Annotated in this window: 17 protein-coding genes, 1 tRNA gene and 1 pseudogene; 10 read left to right on the plus strand and 9 right to left on the minus strand. The window is 57.3% G+C overall.

Going from position 1 to position 18,906, the window contains the following annotated elements:
- The first annotated feature begins 289 nt into the window (after nt 1-289).
- The 5 genes from ATI14_RS26110 (at nt 290) to ATI14_RS26130 (ending at nt 5,186) form a co-directional block, all read left to right on the plus strand.
- Entirely contained in the window at nt 290-886 is a 597-nt protein-coding gene (locus ATI14_RS26110; RefSeq protein ID WP_016968883.1) for a hypothetical protein, read from the plus strand.
- Nucleotides 887-1,029: 143 nt separating this feature from the next.
- Nucleotides 1,030-2,100 carry an aldo/keto reductase gene (locus ATI14_RS26115; RefSeq protein WP_016968882.1) on the plus strand — a complete coding sequence of 357 codons (1,071 nt, stop codon included), beginning with the start codon at nt 1,030-1,032 and terminating at the stop codon, nt 2,098-2,100.
- Between the two features lie 124 nt (nt 2,101-2,224).
- The gene (locus tag ATI14_RS26120; RefSeq protein WP_016968881.1) at nt 2,225-3,331 is read left to right on the plus strand and encodes an MFS transporter; all 1,107 of its coding nucleotides are present in this window, start codon (nt 2,225-2,227) and stop codon (nt 3,329-3,331) included.
- Nucleotides 3,332-3,373: 42 nt separating this feature from the next.
- Complete coding sequence (locus ATI14_RS26125) at nt 3,374-4,222, plus strand: SDR family NAD(P)-dependent oxidoreductase (RefSeq protein ID WP_016968880.1); 849 nt, start codon at nt 3,374-3,376, stop codon at nt 4,220-4,222.
- 34 nt (nt 4,223-4,256) lie between these two features.
- The gene (locus tag ATI14_RS26130; RefSeq protein ID WP_016968879.1) at nt 4,257-5,186 is read left to right on the plus strand and encodes an SMP-30/gluconolactonase/LRE family protein; all 930 of its coding nucleotides are present in this window, start codon (nt 4,257-4,259) and stop codon (nt 5,184-5,186) included.
- Here ATI14_RS26130 and ATI14_RS26135 read toward each other — a convergent pair.
- Nucleotides 5,183-6,091, minus strand: coding sequence for a LysR family transcriptional regulator (locus tag ATI14_RS26135; protein WP_080520754.1), 909 nt, complete (start codon nt 6,089-6,091; stop codon nt 5,183-5,185). The genes ATI14_RS26130 and ATI14_RS26135 overlap by 4 nt on opposite strands.
- Nucleotides 6,092-6,247: 156 nt before the next feature.
- Between ATI14_RS26135 and ATI14_RS26140 the strand changes: the two genes are divergently transcribed.
- The 3 genes from ATI14_RS26140 (at nt 6,248) to ATI14_RS26155 (ending at nt 8,467) form a co-directional block, all read left to right on the plus strand.
- Nucleotides 6,248-7,417 carry an SMP-30/gluconolactonase/LRE family protein gene (locus tag ATI14_RS26140; RefSeq protein ID WP_196775077.1) on the plus strand — a complete coding sequence of 390 codons (1,170 nt, stop codon included), beginning with the start codon at nt 6,248-6,250 and terminating at the stop codon, nt 7,415-7,417.
- Between the two features lie 98 nt (nt 7,418-7,515).
- Nucleotides 7,516-7,992 carry an azurin gene (gene azu, locus ATI14_RS26145; protein WP_016968876.1) on the plus strand — a complete coding sequence of 159 codons (477 nt, stop codon included), beginning with the start codon at nt 7,516-7,518 and terminating at the stop codon, nt 7,990-7,992.
- Nucleotides 7,993-8,281: 289 nt separating this feature from the next.
- Nucleotides 8,282-8,467, plus strand: a complete 186-nt coding sequence (locus ATI14_RS26155) for a hypothetical protein (protein WP_016968874.1) — start codon at nt 8,282-8,284, stop codon at nt 8,465-8,467.
- 377 nt (nt 8,468-8,844) lie between these two features.
- Here the strand turns inward: ATI14_RS26155 and ATI14_RS26165 are convergent, their stop codons facing one another.
- Nucleotides 8,845-9,771, minus strand: a complete 927-nt coding sequence (locus tag ATI14_RS26165) for an AraC family transcriptional regulator (protein ID WP_016968872.1) — start codon at nt 9,769-9,771, stop codon at nt 8,845-8,847.
- A gap of 100 nt (nt 9,772-9,871) precedes the next feature.
- Between ATI14_RS26165 and ATI14_RS26170 the strand changes: the two genes are divergently transcribed.
- Complete coding sequence (locus tag ATI14_RS26170) at nt 9,872-10,909, plus strand: SDR family oxidoreductase (protein WP_016968871.1); 1,038 nt, start codon at nt 9,872-9,874, stop codon at nt 10,907-10,909.
- A 336-nt stretch (nt 10,910-11,245) separates the two neighbouring features.
- Here the strand turns inward: ATI14_RS26170 and ATI14_RS26175 are convergent, their stop codons facing one another.
- Nucleotides 11,246-12,022 (minus strand): hypothetical protein, encoded by a 777-nt coding sequence (locus ATI14_RS26175; protein WP_177008013.1) that lies wholly within the window; start codon nt 12,020-12,022, stop codon nt 11,246-11,248.
- Between the two features lie 145 nt (nt 12,023-12,167).
- Between ATI14_RS26175 and ATI14_RS26180 the strand changes: the two genes are divergently transcribed.
- Nucleotides 12,168-13,318, plus strand: a protein-coding gene (locus ATI14_RS26180) for an IS3 family transposase (protein ID WP_086004055.1) whose coding sequence is annotated in 2 segments (ribosomal slippage) — nt 12,168-12,402 and nt 12,402-13,318 — 1,152 coding nt in all. Because the reading frame shifts where the segments join, the coding sequence is not laid out codon by codon here.
- Nucleotides 13,319-13,336: 18 nt separating this feature from the next.
- Here the strand turns inward: ATI14_RS26180 and ATI14_RS26185 are convergent.
- From ATI14_RS26185 to ATI14_RS26210, 6 genes and pseudogenes are all read right to left on the minus strand, one after another.
- A pseudogene (locus ATI14_RS26185) lies at nt 13,337-14,893 on the minus strand (tyrosine-type recombinase/integrase); the annotation flags it as partial.
- A gap of 223 nt (nt 14,894-15,116) precedes the next feature.
- A tRNA-Gly gene (locus ATI14_RS26190) sits at nt 15,117-15,192 on the minus strand.
- Nucleotides 15,193-15,255: 63 nt separating this feature from the next.
- Nucleotides 15,256-15,816: a CDP-diacylglycerol--glycerol-3-phosphate 3-phosphatidyltransferase gene (gene pgsA / locus ATI14_RS26195; protein WP_016968866.1), complete on the minus strand. Its 561-nt coding sequence runs from the start codon at nt 15,814-15,816 to the stop codon at nt 15,256-15,258.
- A gap of 32 nt (nt 15,817-15,848) precedes the next feature.
- The gene (gene uvrC / locus ATI14_RS26200; RefSeq protein WP_016968865.1) at nt 15,849-17,672 is read right to left on the minus strand and encodes an excinuclease ABC subunit UvrC; all 1,824 of its coding nucleotides are present in this window, start codon (nt 17,670-17,672) and stop codon (nt 15,849-15,851) included.
- Between the two features lies 1 nt (nt 17,673).
- Nucleotides 17,674-18,315, minus strand: a complete 642-nt coding sequence (gene gacA, locus ATI14_RS26205) for a response regulator transcription factor GacA (protein WP_003190387.1) — start codon at nt 18,313-18,315, stop codon at nt 17,674-17,676.
- Nucleotides 18,316-18,464: 149 nt separating this feature from the next.
- On the minus strand, nt 18,465-18,905 hold the full coding sequence (locus ATI14_RS26210; RefSeq protein WP_016968864.1) for a GNAT family N-acetyltransferase: 441 nt from the start codon (nt 18,903-18,905) through the stop codon (nt 18,465-18,467).
- Nucleotide 18,906 lies beyond the last annotated feature (1 nt).

The following is an 18,906-nucleotide window of genomic DNA, read 5'->3' on the forward strand; positions in this document are numbered from 1 at the left end:
TACATGTCTTGGATGCGTCATCCATTACATCCCGCGCGCCCGTCAGAACTCAGCCACACAGAATGAACCTAGCTCGATACAAGGGTGAGAATAAGACACCGGAGGCGCCGCACGTTTTGCTCTAGTTTGTGGGGCGGCTCCCCTGCCCGTGGTGAACCGTTACCGGTTCAATACGTTGAATGCGAAATTCAATTGATCTCCAATCAAGATTAATACTATCTAAATGATCCATTACCCATGCAGGCCTACACTGTGCATAGTCATGTTTTCCTGACTTCGGAGAACCACTATGGCGACATTCGACAGGCGAGACTTCATCAAAGGAGCCGTGATTCTGGGAGCAGGCTCGATTGCATTGCCGTCAGGTGCGGCATTAGCACAAGACTTGCCGGCACCTGAGATGCTGCTGATTCAGCGCAACGACTGGGTTCCAAACAATCCACGGTTGCCGGTCTTGCACTACTCTGGCGTGATGACTCAAGGCGATGTTGCTTCGAAACTGGAAGCCTTATTTGCTCACAACGGCTGGATGCCGCAATGGCGAAACGGCATTTACGACTACCACCATTACCACTCAACCGCCCATGAGGCCCTGGGCTTCGCTGCAGGTTCTGCTCGCCTCATGTTGGGCGGCCCGAATGGGCACGTGGTGAACGTGACTAAAGGTGATGTGGTGTTGCTGCCGACGGGCATCGGACATTGCCGTCTCTGGGCGAGCAATGATTTTCTGGTAGTCGGTGCTTATGCGCTTGGACAGGAATGGGACATCTGCAGACAGGCCCCGACCGATGCAATGCTCCAGCGCATGGCTAACCTCCCCTTCCCAGAGACCGATCCTGTTTCAGGCAGACAGCCGCTATTGACTCAATACTGGCGACAAACCTGATACCTGCTCGACACTCATCTCAAAAAGAGATCAATTCGATCTCAATATTCAATTTAAAGAATGAACAGTATTCGGGCAGAGTAACGTTCCTGGCATAGGCACCTGGCCGACACCAAGCTCTGTCTACTTAAAAGGAACCCGTCATGAAATATCTGCCACTCGGCAAATCAGGTCTGGAAGTCTCTCAATACATCCTCGGCACGCTGACCTTCGGCGGCGATCACGGATTTGATCGCGCTGGCTCTGTCGGAGGAGCCCTGGCCAAGCGCATGATCGACATGTCGCTGGATTCAGGCGTGAACGCGATCGATACCGCCAATCTTTACTCGTTTGGTCAAGCTGAAGACATTCTTCGCGGCGCCATTGGCAGCAAGCGCGCTGACCTGCTGCTGTTCAGCAAAGCACGTTTCAGCCTGCGGTCTGGACCGAACGGAGGAGGCGCCTCCCGTGCACATCTGATCCCTCAGGTCGAAGCCTCCCTCAAACGCCTGGGCACCGATTGGCTGGACGTATTTTTCATTCATGGCTGGGACGGCGTAACACCGGTCGAAGAAACCATCGAGGTGATGAGTACGTTGATTCGTTCGGGGAAAATCCGCTACTGGGGGGTCTCCAACTACAGCGGCTGGCAGTTGGCAAAAACCGCCTTGCTCGCGCCTCAAATGGGTGGAATCGCCCCGGTGACCCAGCAGATCTATTACACCCCAGAGGGACGAGATGCTGAATATGAGCTGCTTGCAGCCGGTCAGGAGTTAGGGCTGTCGTCAATGATCTGGAGCCCTCTGGGTCAAGGCCTGCTCAACGGCATGATTGACCGTCACACGCCACCAGCAGATGGTACGCGGCAAGGCTCGACCTGGACCGAGCCTCACGTGGCAGATCGTGAACGTCTGTACCGCGTCATCGACGCCTTGAAACTCGTCGCCCACCAGTGTGGCCGCACAGTTCCTCAGGTCGCATTGGCCTGGGTGCGCCAGCGTCCGAATGTGGACTCGTTGGTATTGGGCGCGCGCACCGAAGCCCAATTGGCGGAAAACCTTGCATCCATCGATCTGGTGCTCGATGACGCGCAAATGGGCCTGATTGAAGAAGCGGGCCGTCCGCCAGCGATCTATCCGTTCTGGCACCGTTCGCAACTGGCCCTGGACCGACCAACCTCCGCTGAAGCAGGCTATCTGAAAGGATGGCGTGCTGCTCAGGGGCTGGCGCAGTAATACCTGGAGAGCATGCGCCACCATGGTCGAATCCTCACGCTCATCCGCCCTTTCAACGGAGGGCCTTACCGCCTTGGCGGCTTCGAGAAGCGTACAGTCTCTACGAGGCCCACGCCGTGCAGTCATGACGCAGTTCTTCGTCTGCGGTACGGCGTTCGCTTCCTGGGGCGTTCAAATCCCGTTGATCAAGACTCGCTATGGCCTGTCCGACGCCGTGATGTCACTGACCATGCTGGCGTTGGCAGGCGGGGCCATTCTCGCCATGGGCAGGGTTGGTCACTGGGTGACGCGTGTCGGCAGCGTGCGCGCGCTGCGTCAGAGCGGTCTGATCTACGCCATGACAACACTCGGCATCGCACTGGCGCCGGGATTCATCTCATTGCTGCTGATCCTGACGCTTCTGGGCATGGCTATGGGTGCTTTCGACGTGGCGATGAACGTGCAAGCCGCCACGCTTGAGTCAAGAAGCAATGAGCCGGTGATGTCGACCCTGCACGGTATGTTCAGCCTGGGCGGCATGTTCGGCGCGCTGTCCAGCGCGGTCATTGCAGGCCTGGAACTGCCGCCTGTCTGGCACGCGGCGTTCATTGCAGGGCTGACCCTCACCGCCACGGTTTTCGCTTCACAGTACCTGCTCGATGAAAACCCGGATGTCCCCCAGCTCCAGGCAGGGGCTCAACTGCTCGCCAAGCCATCGATCATGCTTGGCCTGGCGGCATTCCTCGGTTTGATTTGTGAGGGTGCGATGTATGACTGGGCGGGTATTTATCTGCGTGACGTAGCAGATGCTCCACTTGCAATGATCAGCTACGGCTATGCTGCATTTTCCACCGGCATGGCGGTTTCACGTTTCTCGGCGGATTTCCTCAGACGCCGTTTTAGCGGGACCAACTTGCTGAGTGTCAGCGCATGGTTGGGATTTGGCGGGATCGCTGCGGCATTGCTTCTACCCTCACCGTGGATCTCGCTGATCGGCTTCTTCGTCATGGGGCTGGGCATCGCCAACCTGATGCCGTTGTTTTTCCTGGCAGGTACACGCCAACCCGGTGTGCCGCCGGCACAAGGTGTGGCTTTTGTCGCCCGCTCTGCCTACGGGGGCATGCTGTTTGGGCCAGTACTGATTGGAGTGGTGTCGCACCATGTCGAGCTGCGGGCTGCACTGGTGCTGGTCGCTTTGATCATGGGCTGGATCGCTACGTTCGGCGCGCGTCGCATACGCCATCTTGACTGAGTACAACGACTAATTTCATTCATTGGATACAGGAATATCACTATGTCACACCCCGTACTTCAACCTGGTTCCGTGGCCGTGATCACGGGCGGTGCCGGCGGCATCGGTCTGGCGGCAGCCAAACGTTTCGCCGCATTGGGCATGCGCGTCTGCATTGCAGACCTGGGTGCCGAAAAGCTGAAAACAGCTACCGAAGAACTCATTCCTCACGCGGCTTATGGTGCTGAAGACGTGCTGGCGATCGAAGCCGATATCAGCCGCGAAGAAGACATTTCTCGCCTGCGCGACCAGGTGCTCGCGCATTTCGGTGGTGTGGACGTCCTGATGAACAACGCCGGAATACAGCCCGGTAGCACTCTGCTTGATGCCGACAACTGGCAGCGAGTGATGGAGGTCAATCTCTGGGGTGTGATTCGTGGTACCCAAGCCTTCGTGCCAGCCATGGTCAAACAGGGTCGGCCGGGACTGGTGATCAACACGGGCTCCAAGCAGGGCATCACCGCGCCACCCGGCGATCCTGCCTACAACGTCGCCAAGGCAGGCGTGAAGGTATTTAGCGAATCCCTGGAACACGAACTGCGCAATACACACGAATGCAAGATTACAGCGCACTTGCTGATCCCCGGGTTCGTCTTCACCGGGCTGACTGCGCGCGATCGCACGGAGAAACCGGCGGGCGCCTGGACGCCGGAGCAAACTGTGGATTTTATGCTCAGCAGCCTTGAAGCGGGCGACTTCTACATTCTCTGCCCCGACAACGACGTCCCCCGCTCGCTGGACGAACGCAGGATTCTCTGGGCGGCAGGCGACATCGTCGAGAACCGCCCTCCTCTCTCCCGCTGGCATGGGGGGTATGATCGCGCCTTCGAAGCCTTTGTACGTGGTGAGTAGTCGATTCAGCGGACCAGACACCGAGGACACTGTAATGTGGCAACCCAGTGAGACCTATCCGGATCCGGCCGTTGAGGTCCTCGATCCACGCTTTGCACACTACCGAATCAGCCATGCCGCCATTGAACGTCTAGCCACCGGCATGCGCCACGGCGAAGGTCCTGTATGGTTTGGCGACGCACGTTACCTGCTGTGGAGTGACATTCCTAACAACCGGATGATGCGCTGGGATGAAGAAACCGGTGCCGTGTCGGTCTTTCGCAAACCTTCGGGATTTGCCAACGGCAATACCCGGGATCGGCAAGGTCGGTTAATTACCTGCGAGCATGGTGGCAGGCGTGTCGTTCGTACCGAATACGATGGCAGGATCACAGTGCTGGTGGACCGGTTCGAGGGCAAGCAGCTCAACTCACCGAACGATGTCGTGGTGAAAAGTGACGACAGCATCTGGTTCTCCGACCCGACCTTCGGCATCCAGTCGGACTACGAAGGTCACAAAGCTCCCTCGGAACTGCCCACCCGGGTCTATCGGCATGACCCGCACACAGGCAACACCGCCGTGCTCGTCGAAGACATCGCCAACCCCAACGGGCTATGTTTCTCGCCGGATGAAATGCTGTTGTATATCGTCGAATCCAGTTCCAGCCCTCGCTGCATCAGGGCCTATGACGTCGTCGACAACGCGTTGAAAAACGGCCGAGTCTTTGTGAGCGCGGGCCCGCAGGGTGCACCCGACGGCATTCGTTGCGACGTCGATGGCAATCTTTGGGCAGGCTGGGGAACGGGACCCGGACTGAACGGCGTTCGGATTTTCGCGCCAGACGGCGAACCCATTGGTCATATCCACCTGCCCGAGCGCTGCGCCAATCTGTGCTTTGGAGGCCCGGCCCATAACCGCCTGTTCATGGCGGCAGGGCAATCACTGTACTCGCTATATGTGGACGCCAAGCCCGCCGTCCGTTAACTCTCGTCGGAAGCAACCTCTGCCATCAAGGACGCCAGGAATGCTGCGGGCGCAGCATCCACAGGTTGCGCATCCGTGCCCGGCACCATGACGTGAGTGACCACCAGTTCCCAGCAGGCTTCGACACCCTTGAGTGAAATACAGCACAGCTCGTCCGCACGCCCCATGACGACATCACGCGGAACCAGAGCAACGCCCAGACCGTGCTCGACCAACCCCATCAACGTATCCAGATCACTGACCTCGAAGTTGATGCGACGACTGATGGCTGCTGTTGCGAACACCCGATCCACCACGCGTCGAGTTCCCTGCCCGGGTTCAAAATCGACAAAGGCTTCATTCGCCAGTTGTTTGAGGGAAACCGACTTTTTGGCGGCCAGAGGATGATTCGCCGCACAAACCAGCATCAGTTCGTCGCAGGCAATGATCTGATTAACCAGCTCGGCACTGGCCTCTTCCTGCGGCAGGATCGCCAGATCAAGCTGCCGATCAATGACTTTCTGGATGAGTGTCTGTGCACCGCCCTGAGCCAGCTTGACCTCGATGTTCGGGTATTCGGCATGAAAGCGTGCCAAAAGCGCGGGCAGATCAATAAAAGGCGGCAGGCTCTGTACGGTGCCAATGGAGAGCCTGCCCTTGCGCAGCGCGGCGACATCGGCCACTCGTGCAGCGCCACTCTCGAGGGTCTGCAGCGCCTGACGCGCTGTTTCCAGAAAGGTATGACCCACTGCCGTCAGCTTGACCTGCCGGGTGGTGCGCACGAATAACCGCGCGCCAAGTTCATCTTCCAGTTGGCGGACGGAGGTCGAGAGCGCTGACTGGACGATATGGCAGCGCTGCGCAGCCCGGGTGAAACTCTCCTCTTCGGCAACGGCGATAAACTGCCTCAGCTGTCTTATTTCCAAGAATGCCCCCATCTCATTTATCGATTCAAAAGATTAATAACTGATAATATTTGAATTTAACATATAGATCCCATGATGCCAAAGTTGCCTCCTCTCCCCGGAACAGACGTTTTCTGTTGGCGGAGATCATTCAGTGCGAACCGGAGACAACACGACATGAAACCAATGACACGACCAGGCTACGCTCTCGTGCTTGCCGTTGCAGCCGCATTGCTGAGCGAAGTCTCGCTGGCCGCCGATGCCCCTGCCCACAGTACGCAGCCTCAGGCTTCACGCCTTCTGGTGGATCTCGGCCCACAGATCAATACACCGGACGGCCTGGGCATCGCACCAGACGGAACATTGATCCTGTCAGCACCCAACTTCAACAACGATCACCTGCTCAAACAAGGACTGATCACGCGCCCTGCACCTCCTTTCATGGCCGCCATCGATCATCAGAACAAAGTCAGTCACTGGTACGATTTCAAGGCCAGCGACCTGCATCCGGACACCGGCCATGTCGGCCCGATGGATAACGCCTTCGGTCCTGACGGCAACCTATACGTTGCAGACATGCAGGTATTTTTTTCCAAAGACCACAAATCCAGAATCCTGCGGATCAACGTCAAGGACGGTAAGGCCACCGGCGTCGATGTCGTCGCCGAAGGCCTGATTGCCGCCAACGGGCTGGTGTGGGAAGGCGACACGCTGTATGTCACCGACTCTCTGCTGATTGACCCGGCCACACAGGCCAAGGGGGCGCCGCTGGTCAGCGGGGTGTATGCACTGCCCTTAAATGAAATGCAGAAAGACCAGCCCATCAAGTTGAAGCCTTACTCACCCGAAGCTGCGGAAGACAGCCATCTGGTCAAAGCGCTGACCTCCAGCGGAAAAATGGGCTTCGGCGCTGACGGTATAGTCTTCGACGACAAGGGACATCTGTTCGTGTCGACCATCGAGGATGCAACCATTTATGACCTGACCCTGAATGCGCAACACAAGGCGGTCGACACCAAGGTCTTCGCCCAGCACTCTGGCATGACCTCGGTAGACGGCATGATCTTCGATCCAGTACGCCAAATGTTCTACGTGGCCGATTTCCTCGGCAACGCGGTCCACGCCATTGACCGGACCGGACACGTCACAACCTTGCAAAAAAACGGCGACACCACGGGCGCCAACGGTGAGCTCGACCAGCCGGCTGAAGTAATCCAGCGCGGCAATGAGCTGGTGATCGTCAACATGGACATGGCCTGGGCAACCCCAGGACTGTCAGTCAATACCCAGGTAGATACCTTCAACAACCTGTCGGTAATTGATCTGCCACCTGCTTCGACTTACTAAGCAGTTTCGCCCCTCAGACGGCGCTAGTGTCACATCCGCATGCCTCCATCAAAGACCGGCACCAAAAGGTGCCGGGCACTAATTCTGGATCAGCCCTGATGCAAAAACTCATCGTTCTGTCCCTGCTTGCATTGCTGGCAGGTCCGGCTGTCGCGGCTCAATGCTCGACAGACATCACAACTTCGGATCAGCTGACTTTTAGCAAACAGATCATCATCGTGGATCAGCGCTGCCCGACATTCACCGTCAACCTGATCCATCCAGCCGACGCCCACGGAATGTTTGGTCATCTCCACAATCTGGTGGTCAGCAAAACTTCAGACGTAGCAGGCATCGCACAAGATGCAATGGGCACCGGCCGCTCTGACAATTACCTCAAGCATAACGACGCCCGCGTCATCGCCCATACCGACGTAGTCGGTGCTGGAGAGACCTCTTCATTGACCATCAATACGAACAAACTTGCACCCGATGAACACTATTCCTTTTTCTGCTCTGTGCCGGGTCACGTTGGCACCATGTTCGGTGAGGTGATTCTGCAAACCCCGGCGCGAACTGAAAAGCGTGCGGATTGATGACCCGCCAATGCGTGTCCTCCAGGTAGTACCAAACCGTTTTCGCCTGAAATTTGACCGTGTGCTTCAAGGCCCCAAAGAAGCCAATGCCGTCCAAGTGGTGTTGCCTGCCGGGCAGCTGTTGCAGGGCCCTAACGTCGACAGGAACAATGACGCGGCAGGCTGCTGAACGACGCCGAACAGCATGACTTGCCACTGTAACCACCGGCCAGCCTCAACGGCTGGGCCAGGGAGCGAGCATTAGTAAAGCATTGTCCGCGCTCGACTGCCGCCAGCGGTCAAAGTTCAGATGCTCAAACTGTCGTCCCGCCCCCACCAGGCGTCCAATCCTGATGATCTGTGGCGCGCCCGTGATCGCTCTGCCGGTTTTGTCCTGGGAGTGGAGACGGTTGAAGTGCTGGACGCCGCGAGCATTAAGACGCTGTATGAAATCTTCGACGCTGCTGCCACGGTGCGTCAGCAGGAGGATGCATAGTTATCGACGAAGCCATTCAGGAACATGTGTTGCGCGCCCTGATTGAGCAGCATGCGGTGCGCGAATGCCTGGTGGCCGAGATCGGTGGTGATCTGGCTTGGGACTTGTCGATTCGCTTGAGCCGCAGTGACGCTCGCTGGGTGCCTGCGCGGTCGCGAAGTGAGACACTGCGACCTGGGCCAGACTGACTGCCGTTGGGTGCTTTGCCGACGTCGTGGGCCTGCGCGGATTCAGTGTGGGACTGTGACTAGCGCTTGCTTGGCTATTAGCCGAAAGCGGCCCGATGTGTCGCAAGTATTTTGACAGTGGATTGAGCAGTCGTGATCACCGTTAGAATCCACAACTCAGTGAGGGGGGTAGGTTTTCCATCAAGGTATTCAACCGACCAATCCTTTCGCAGCAAACCGCCACGCCTTGGGTGCGAGCCCCGTCTCCCGCTTGAAAGCATGGCTGAAGGCGCTTTCGGAGGTGTACCCCAGCGCCTGCGCAACCGTGCCGATATGTTCGTTGCCTTCACGTAGCGCGCGCTCAGCCAGCCGCATCCGCCAATGCGTGAGATACGCGATTGGCGTCATCCCCGCCACGGTGCGAAAGTGGTGTGCAAACGTCGTTCGTGACATGGCGCATGCGCGTGCCAGGTCTTCCAGGTGCCACGAGCGGGCAGGATCGCCATGTATCAATTGCAGGGCTGGTGCAAGACGGGCATTGCCAAGCACGGCCAGCCATCCCGCCAGCGGTGAACCGTTGGTTTCCAGGTGAGCACGCAGGATCTGGATGAACAGCAGTTGAGCCAAGTGGGCGGATGCCAATTGTGCGCCTGGCTTTGGGGTTAACCGTTCTTGCACCAGTTGATCAAGCAGCCCGCGAAAAGAAGCGGCTTCAGGCGCCGCAGCCGGCACGTGAATCCACGGCGGCAGGACCTGTCTCAACAGCCTCCCACTGACAGGGTCGAGGAGTACGTGACCCCCAATGTGTGCGAAATCATCGCCTTCACCAATGGGCACGTGGGACTTGCCCGGGCCCGAAAACACACGCATTGCCTCGGTGGGTTCGACTCCCGGATCACTGGCGAGTACGAACGCGCGTTTGGCACTGAGTAGCCCCACATCCCCCGTGCGGAACAACATCGGGCTTTCGTCGCCTTCGAGCGTGACCCAGCAACTGCCTTTGATGACCGCAAAGAATTTGATGTTGTCCGGAGCGGGAAAACGCAGCGCCCAGCGCCCGCCTGCGGTAAAACCGCCTGTCACCAGCGATTCGGCGCGGGCGAGTTTGAGGATGTCGGAAAAAGGATCGTTGTGCATTTCCGTACTATCGCGCAAGCCTGGCGTACGATCAAATATTCAGAATCCGGTAGCAGGCCGGTAGCCTTTCCTGACGATCAATCCGGTGAGGAAGGCGGACATGAATGAGCAAACTGTATTGGTAACCGGGGGCACAGGTTTTATTGCCCAATACTGCATCATCACACTGCTGGAAAATGGCTTTAAGGTTCGTACAACTGTGCGCACGCTGGCGCGCGAGGCTGAAGTGCGCAGGCATCTGAAACAACATGATGTCGACCCGGGGAGCGACCTGTCGTTTGTGGTCGCCGACTTGATGTCCGATGACGGTTGGAAAGAGGCCGTCGCCGGTTGTCGCTACGTGATTCACGGTGCATCGCCTACGCCGTCAGGCAACCAGGTGACTGAAGCGGACTGGGTCAATCCAGCCATTGAAGGAAACTTGCGTGTACTGCGCGCCGCGAGCGAGGCGGGAGTCAAGCGTGTTGTCCTCACCTCGGCGTTCGGTGCGGTTGGTGTCGGCCATTCAGCTGACTACCGCCGTCCGTTTGATGAGACCGACTGGAGTGATGTCAGCGGTGATGTCTGGGCATATCAGAAATCAAAAACGCTGGCGGAGCGCGCGGCCTGGGAATTTATCCAGAGTGCGCAAGGGCAAGGTCTTGAACTGGCGGCAATCAACCCGGTCGCGGTGCTGGGCCCGGTATTGGGCGCAACCTATTCTCACTCCACCCGGATCATCAAAGACATGCTGGAAGGACAGCCTGGCTGCCCGAACATCAATTCGTGTTTCGTGGATGTCAGGGATGTGGCCGAGTTGCACCTGCTAGCCATGACGCATCCGGCCGCTAACGGCGAACGTTTCCTGGCCAGTTCGGGCGACAGCTTGCCGATGGTGCAGGTGGCACGCACGCTGCGCGATCATCTGGGTGAGGCGGCCAGGAATGTTTCCACTCAGGAACTGAGCGATGACAACATTCGTACCGCTGCCAAAACGAATCCGATGATGCTGGGCATGGTCAAGCTGTTGGGCGTCGATATGAGCGTCACGGCCGCCAAGGCCATGACACTGTTAGGCTGGGCACCTCGCAGCCCGGAAGACGCCATCATTGCAACGGCCAGAAGTTTTATCGAACTCGGCTTGATTGAGCATTGCTGAGGTGAGGCGTGTGGGCGTTTGATGGCTGGCAACCGCACGCTTCGGGTCGAAGGCTGGCTGATGTGAGGTGCAGCTTTTGGCCGATGGCTTCCGGTCGCGAAAGGCTAAAAGCGACACAAGCAAACAATCAGGGTTGCCAGCCTCCAAAATGCAGAATGCCTCGATGTCGGCGGCCCCCTGTTCGGCAGTATGACTATAACGCAGGAACCGGATAATCATTTCGACTCACCTACAATATCCAAAAGCTCCGCGTTTGCAGGTGATGACATCTTTGGAACTTCTGCATGGTCCAAGAGCACAGCTTTTGCCACCGGCTATACGGCGACGCTTACGCCATCACTCCTCCACCTGCTTTTCAGTCCCTAAATTACGATATCTTTGCTTACCCCACACGCTTGGATCTGGAGTAACCTCAAACACAGTAGTAGGTGGAGTATTGATTCGAAACCCAGGCTCCATTTTTGCCCTCATTTCAAGGTACTGGCCGAGGAAGGCGTCGTACGCCAGGCGTGGTGCGTACTGTACATTTCCTTTCCGGTCCACAGCCTCGCCATGATAGAAAAAGTCCACACTTTGGGCGAGTGGCAGTGTCAGTGTCGCGATAGGCTTGTAGTCACCTTCATATAAGGTGAGCCGCAGTTTGGCCTTTGCGCCATACAGCAGCCGCATTTGTTCGGCGAACCAGTTTGTATATATGTCGCCGTTAATCCGTGTCGGTTTTTCAGGCAAAGTGTATGCGCTATCAAGGTCACGATTTCGACGCAGACGACTATCCATACCATTCAGTTCCAAACCTTCACCGAACTTTATATCGACCTGATCTCCTGCCTCAATCTTGATTGGTTTGTTCACGGAAAGCGCAGGCCACAGCAAGTTTGTTGAGCCGAATGAGCCGCCTCCCTTGGACAGATTCCTCGCTTGTACTATCTCCCATTTGGCTGCTGTCAAGACAATGGGCACCGACGTGATATTTGTCGCGCGCACAGACAGGAACACCTGTTCGTTAACAGATTGCTTGTCTCCACTTGGTCGTCCAAACATCGGAGTTGGACTAAGCCAAGCCTCTGCAACAAAGAGCCTTCGGCCCTGGCTCGCTGCAGCGATGTTAGTCAAGCGCTCCAGTGCTTCTGGGGTGATACCGATGCAATAACTTGTCCCCGATGCGCCTGCACCGCTGACTATGGACGAGCATGGGCTGAATCGCCCCGGGTTTCCTAGACACCTCTTTGCCTTAAACTGAGGCCAATTAGGAGGTGCCATGAGCAACCCGCGTTACCCCGAAGAATTCAAAATACAAGCGGTCAATCAAGTGACCGAAAAGAAGCTGCCTGTCGCTGATGTGGCGGCCCGTCTCGGCGTGTCGACGCACAGCCTCTATGCCTGGATAAAGCGCTACAGCAAACCTCAAGAAGAACGGCAGCAAGACGATGATCAGCACGCTGAATTGCGTCGTCTGCGAGCCGAACTAAAGCGTGTTACTGAAGAGCGAGACATCTTAAAAAAGGCCGCCGCGTACTTTGCCAAGGAGTGCGGTTGAAGTACGCCTTTATCAAGCAGCGAGCCGGCGACTATTCCATTCGACGGCTTTGCCTGACGCTGAAAGTCCATCCCAGCGGCTATTACGCCTGGTTGTCTGAGCCGCAATCTGCGCGCGCTAAAGACGACCAGCGACTGCTGGGTTTGATCAAGCATTCCTGGCTGGAGAGCGGCGGCGTTTATGGCTATCGCAAAATCCATGACGATCTGCGCGAGGTCGGTGAAGTTTGCGGGCGCCATCGTGTGGCAAGGCTGATGCGTCTTGAAGGGCTGCGCTCTCAGACAGGTTATCGACGCCGCCCTGGAAAGTACGGCGGTAAGCCAGCGGTCGCCTCACCCAATTTGCTGAAGCGCCAGTTCGATGTCGTAGAACCCAACAAGGTTTGGGTCACCGACATCACCTACATTCGTACGTATGAAGGCTGGTTGTATTTGGCGGTGGTGCTGGATCTGTTTTCTCGTCAGGTCGTTGGCTGGTCAATGAAGGCGCAGATGACCAGTGATTTGGCTATTGATGCGTTGTTGATGGCGGTTTGGAGGCGTAAACCGAAGCAAGAGGTGATGGTTCATTCCGACCAGGGCAGCCAGTACAGCAGCTCCGATTTGCGCAGTTTTTTGAAGGCAAACAATTTGGTTGCAAGCATGAGTCGTCGAGGCAACTGTCATGACAACGCCGTGGCCGAGAGCTTTTTCCAGCTTCTGAAACGAGAACGGATCAAGCGGAAAATTTACACCAGACGGGAAGATGCTCGTAGCGATGTGTTCGATTACATCGAAATGTTCTACAACTCAAAACGTCGACATGGTTTCAACAATCAGCTGTCACCGGTAGAGTTTGAAAAGCGTCACGCAATGAGCTTGCAAGGTGTCTAGAGAACCCGGGGCGATTCACCCTTCCTTGATGTCCCGACTCACGTGCTCCCGAGACTTACCCGCCAATCGCGCAAACTCTGGCACTGTCAAATTGGTAGGTGCTTCATATGCTGCCAGCATTGCAAGACGTTGCCGTTGTATCTCCGAAACAGGCGCCGCCATCACATTCCTCTCTGGCATCACTGCAACCGCATCGACACCTTCAACCACGTGAGCAGCCCTTTTCGGCTTAGACTCCACCTCATATATCAACGAGGCGGCATCTGCTGCCACTGCTCCAGCGACTGACACCGCCCCCTCCAACCGAATCGTTAGCGGCGAACTCGCCGCGTCATGCTTCCCCTGAGCCCAAAGGTCCAATCGGTTGGCCTAGTCCTGCATCATGGTCCGCCGCTGCTCCACATATCCGGCATGGTTATAGGTCGCACTCACCTGATCCGGATCAGCATGAGAAAGCTGCGCGTCAATCCAACTCTTGGGATATCCGATCTCGTGCAGCGCAGTAGAAATTGTCGCGCGCATACCATGACCTGTTAACTGATCAGCCAACCCCATTCGATGCAGGGCATTGTTCAATGTGTTTTCGCTGATGCGTAGCTGCAGGTTGCTGCGATGGGAGAAAAGAAAACGTTGTGCAGGTAAGACCTGATCAAGCATATAGCGCACGATTTCCAGTGCCTGCACCGAAAGCGGGACGATGTACGGAGGCACCTGACCACCAGCCCTACCCGGCTTGCGCATCTGCGCCTGGAGCTGTTTGACGACCTCCGGTGGAATCACCCACAGCTGCTTTTCCAGGTCGAACTGATCAGGCGTGGCATAACGCAACTCGCCCGTTCTCACACCGGTCAATAGCAACAAGCGCAACCCCAGCTTCGTCTGCAGTTGGCCACCGTAATTGCGAATCCTCGACAGCAGTTCCGGCAGTTGCTCCATTCGCAAAAATGGGTTGTTCGTCACCGGTGGCTTGGGTAGCGCCACCACATCCAGATCCGAAGCCGGGTTCACTTCGAGCCCTTCAACTTTCACCAAAGCATAACGAAACAGCTGGTTGAACCAGGTGCGACATTTCTCGGCCATTGTGAGCGCGTTGCGCTGTTCGATGACACTGAGGACGCCCATCAGGTCGTGACGAGTAATGTCCTTGATGGGGCGCTCGCCCAAGGTGGGCAGGATGTCTTTTTTGAAGACCCTGAGGATTTGCGAGAGTGTGCTTTGCCGCCCTTCTTTCAGGCTCAACCGCCGGAAGCTGACCCACTCGTTGTACACCGCTTCAAAGGTTTGCTTTTCAGCAACTTCAGCCGCATGCCGCTGCTGCTTGCGGTGTTCACAGGGGTTGATGTTGTCCGCCAGTAACCGCCGTGCGTCATCGCGCCGAGAGCGTGCTTGCTTGAGGCTGACTTCAGGATAGGCACCGAGGGACATGCGCTGCTGACGCCCCTCCCAGTAATAGCGAAACAGCCACAGCTTACTGCCCGCCTTGGTGACCCAAAGGGATAGGCCGTCAAAGTCGCCGAGGGTATAGTTTTTACCGGTGATTCGGGCATGCCGAATGGTGAATTCCGAGAGTGGCATGGTGAGCTCCTGTGAGAGAGTCAGCACCTGATGCTCGTCTGGAGACCCGAGGGGAGCCAGTCAAAATACGGACTTGAACAGGCCCGTAATGTTGTACTTAATCCTGTACTTGTTCGTACCGGATTACCCTGGGTTTCAGTGGTTTTCCGCAGAAACGAAAAAAGACGCCTAGGCGTCTATTTCGTGGATCCCAGTGCCCAGTGGACTTCTGTGGATCAATATTTGGAGCGGGAAACGAGACTCGAACTCGCGACCCCGACCTTGGCAAGGTCGTGCTCTACCAACTGAGCTATTCCCGCGTCTTGGTGATGCGCATTCTATAGAATTATCAGAACCCGTCAACCCCTTGATTCAAAAAACTTTTATTTCTTTTCAACGGTGGTGCGCAGGTGTGGCCAGGCAGCGCGCAAATACTGGAGCATGGACCACAGGGTCAGGCCGGCGGCGATGAGCAGCAAGGCGTAGCCCAGCAATACCCAGAAGGAGAAGTCCGACGGGTTGGCCAGCAGAATCACCAGCGCGAGCATTTGCGCGGCGGTTTTCCATTTGCCCATGTTGGACACGGCGACGTGGGCACGGGCGCCGATTTCGGCCATCCATTCGCGCAGGGCCGAAACCACGATCTCACGGCCGATGATCACCGCCGCCGGCAGGGTCAGCCACAGGTTGCCATGTTCCTGCACCAGCAGCACCAGGGCCACGGCCACCATGAGTTTATCGGCGACAGGGTCAAGGAACGCACCAAACGGTGTGCTTTGTTCCAGACGGCGCGCCAGGTAACCATCGAGCCAGTCGGTGGCGGCCGCAAAGGCGAATACTGAACTGGAGGCTGCGTAGCTCCATTCGTAGGGCAAATAGAACAACAATATGAAAATCGGGATGAGCAGGACGCGTAGAACGGTGATCAGATTAGGGATATTCATCGGCACAACTGGCTACGAGGTGGAAAGGCATTTTATTCGCTGTGCAGGTTTGCATAAATCAACTCAGCGAGCTTTTTACTGATACCGGGTGCTTTGGCTATTTCGTCAATGCTGGCACGGGAAAGCTCCTGCAAGCCACCAAAATGTTTAAGCAGGTCGCGACGGCGGGTCGGGCCGACGCCGGCAACGCCTTCCAGGGTTGAGGTTCGCCGGGTTTTGCCACGACGGGCGCGGTGGCCGGTAATTGCAAAACGGTGGGCTTCGTCGCGGATCTGTTGAATCAAGTGCAACGCGGGTGAGTCACCCTTCAAGGTGAACTCATGGGCGGCATCATTCAAGTACAACGTTTCGAAACCGGCCTTGCGCGTGGCGCCCTTGGCCACGCCGAGCAGGATCAGGTCCGGCACCGCCAGCTCATTGAGCACGTCACGGGCCATGGACAGTTGGCCCTTGCCACCATCCACCAACAGGATATCGGGCAGCTTGCCCTCCCCGTCCTTCAACTTGCTGAAACGCCGCGTCAACGCCTGGTGCATCGCCGCGTAGTCATCCCCAGCGGTGACGCCTTCAATGTTGTAGCGCCGGTAATCGGACTTGATCGGCCCTTCCGGCCCGAACACCACGCAGGACGCCACCGTCGCTTCGCCGCTGGAATGGCTGATGTCATAACACTCAAGGCGTTGCGGCGGCTCATCGAGGTTGAGCACTTCGGCCAGTGCGTCGAAACGCGCGGCAACGTGCTGCCGATTGGCCAGACGCGCGCCCAGGGCCTGTTCGGCGTTGGTCACCGCCAATTGCTGCCAGCGCGCCCGGGTGCCGCGTACGCGATGGCTGATGTCCAGCTCGCGGCCACGCAGTTCGTGGATGGCTTCGATCAACGTCGGGAAGTCTTCGTGCACCACGTTGACGATCAACTCGGACGGCAAATCGCGCTCAGGGCTGCTGACGTAGTACTGACCCAGGAAAGCCGCCATTACCTCGGCCACGTCTTCGTCGATACCGGTCTGCGGGAAGAAGTTCTTGCTGCCCAGCACGCGTCCGGCCCGCACGCTGATCAAATGCACGCAGGCGCCGCCCGGATTGACGAACGCGGCAATGACGTCAACGTCACCATTGCCACCCTCCATGCTCTGCTGGTCTTGAACGCGACGCAGCAGGGAGATCTGGTCACGCAATTCAGCGGCGCGCTCAAAATCCAGCGTGCTGGCGGCCTGTTCCATGGCGCCGGAGAGTTCATCGGTGAGCGCATTGCTGCGTCCTTCGAGGAACATCACCGAATGGCGTACATCTTCGGCGTACTCCGCCGGCTCAACCAACCCTACGCAAGGCGCCTTGCAGCGCTTGATCTGGTATTGCAGGCAGGGGCGCGTGCGGTTCTTGTAGAAGCTGTCTTCGCACTGGCGCACAAAAAAGGTTTTTTGCAGCAGGCTCAGGCTTTCACGGATCGCACCGGCGCTGGGGTACGGCCCGAAATACTTGCCCTTCCCCTTCTTCGCGCCCCGGTGAATGCTCAGGCGCGGGAAATTGCCGTCGGACAAATACACGTAAGGGTAGGATTTATCGTCACGCAGCAGAATGTTGTAGGGCGGCCGCCATTCCTTGATCAGCGTCTGCTCAAGCAGCAGCGCCTCGGTTTCGTTGGCGGTGATGGTGGTTTCCACCTGGGCGATACGTGCGACCAACGCGGCGGTTTTCGGCGCCAGACCGGTCTTGCGAAAGTAACTCGCCAGGCGGTTTTTCAGGTTTTTGGCTTTGCCGACATAAAGCAGGCGTGCCTCGCTGTCGAACATGCGGTACACGCCGGGGCGGCCACTGCAGGTTGAGAGGAAGGCACTTGGATCAAACGGTGTGGTCATGTCAGGCGCTGGCGTCCACCATGCCGTGGCGCACCGCGAGCAGGGTCAATTCAACATCACTGCTGATGGCGAGCTTCTCGAAAATGCGATAGCGGTAGGTGTTCACCGTCTTGGGCGACAGGCACAGCTTGTCGGAAATCGTCTGCACCTTCTGGCAGCCAACGATCATCAGGGCGATCTGGATCTCCCGCTCCGACAGCGCGTCAAACGGCGAATCGCTGGTGGGCTGGAAGGATTTGATCGCCAACTGCTGGGCAATCTGCGGGCTGATGTAACGCTGGCCGGCAAACACCAGGCGAATGGCTTGTACCATTTCGGCCAGACCTGCGCCCTTGGTCAGGTAACCCGCGGCGCCGGCTTGCAGCAAGCGCGTGGGAAACGGGTCTTCCTCGCACACGGTGACCACCACGACTTTGATGTCCGGATGGCTGCGCAACAATTTGGTCGTGGCACCAAGACCGCCGATCCCGGGCATCTTGACGTCCATCAACACCACATCGGGTTTCAACTCCCGCGCCTTGATCAGGGATTCCTCCCCTGATTCGGCCTGGCCGACTACTTGCAGGCCATCGATGTCAGCCAGCATTCGTGTAATGCCCGTACGAACGAGATCGTGATCATCGACTACTAGCACCCTAATCAAGCAGACACCTCGCGATATGGTCTTATAGGTTGCTGAACACCTTAGCAAAAAACCGGGGCGCAGACCTAGCTGCAAGCGTCATATATATAGAGTTTGCGCACACATTCAGCCCGCACAGGCTGGCAGGCTGCACAATGACCCCGGGCGTTTTACCGTACCTGGCCCGCCCGGCAGTCGAGTTCCATGCGCCAGAAGCAGTCTTCTTCCCCGACAATACTCAGCCCCGCACGTTGATATAACCTTCGCGCCGGGTTGGTCTTGAACACCGTCAGCCGCAAAAGCCCCTGGGCCTGCGCTTTCAGCGCCATCTGCTGCAACACCCAGCTCCCGGCGCCTTGCTTGCGGCAGGATTCGATCAAATGCAGCTCGCGAATATAGAGAGCCCGACTGTCGAAACTGAGGCTGATAAAGCCCATTACCGCGTCATCGTTGCAGATCAACCAGTTTTCGCGCCCAGCCCAGGCCACGTCGAAACCGTTGTCGGACCACAACAGACCATATTGCAGGTAGTAATGACTCATCGCCTGGTGAGTGAGCTCACGCGCGAACAATCGATCCTTTTCCAACGCGGCGCGCAATTGAAAGGCCATA

The sequence above is a fragment of the Pseudomonas tolaasii NCPPB 2192 genome, from assembly GCF_002813445.1.
Classification (GTDB): Bacteria; Pseudomonadota; Gammaproteobacteria; order Pseudomonadales; family Pseudomonadaceae; genus Aquipseudomonas; species Aquipseudomonas tolaasii.

Bases quoted from the DNA above. Each gene is read 5' to 3' on its own strand.
- uvrC (WP_016968865.1), bottom strand. From the start codon at position 17,672: ATGACCACACCGTTTGATCCAAGTGCCTTCCTCTCAACCTGCAGTGGC.
- ATI14_RS26110 (WP_016968883.1), top strand. From the start codon at position 290: ATGGCGACATTCGACAGGCGAGACTTCATCAAAGGAGCCGTGATTCTG.
- ATI14_RS26170 (WP_016968871.1), top strand. From the start codon at position 9,872: ATGAATGAGCAAACTGTATTGGTAACCGGGGGCACAGGTTTTATTGCC.
- ATI14_RS26125 (WP_016968880.1), top strand. From the start codon at position 3,374: ATGTCACACCCCGTACTTCAACCTGGTTCCGTGGCCGTGATCACGGGC.
- ATI14_RS26165 (WP_016968872.1), bottom strand. From the start codon at position 9,771: ATGCACAACGATCCTTTTTCCGACATCCTCAAACTCGCCCGCGCCGAA.
- pgsA (WP_016968866.1), bottom strand. From the start codon at position 15,816: ATGAATATCCCTAATCTGATCACCGTTCTACGCGTCCTGCTCATCCCG.
- ATI14_RS26210 (WP_016968864.1), bottom strand. From the start codon at position 18,905: ATGGCCTTTCAATTGCGCGCCGCGTTGGAAAAGGATCGATTGTTCGCG.
- ATI14_RS26115 (WP_016968882.1), top strand. From the start codon at position 1,030: ATGAAATATCTGCCACTCGGCAAATCAGGTCTGGAAGTCTCTCAATAC.
- azu (WP_016968876.1), top strand. From the start codon at position 7,516: ATGCAAAAACTCATCGTTCTGTCCCTGCTTGCATTGCTGGCAGGTCCG.
- ATI14_RS26120 (WP_016968881.1), top strand. From the start codon at position 2,225: ATGACGCAGTTCTTCGTCTGCGGTACGGCGTTCGCTTCCTGGGGCGTT.
- ATI14_RS26140 (WP_196775077.1), top strand. From the start codon at position 6,248: ATGAAACCAATGACACGACCAGGCTACGCTCTCGTGCTTGCCGTTGCA.
- ATI14_RS26155 (WP_016968874.1), top strand. From the start codon at position 8,282: ATGCTCAAACTGTCGTCCCGCCCCCACCAGGCGTCCAATCCTGATGAT.
- ATI14_RS26130 (WP_016968879.1), top strand. From the start codon at position 4,257: ATGTGGCAACCCAGTGAGACCTATCCGGATCCGGCCGTTGAGGTCCTC.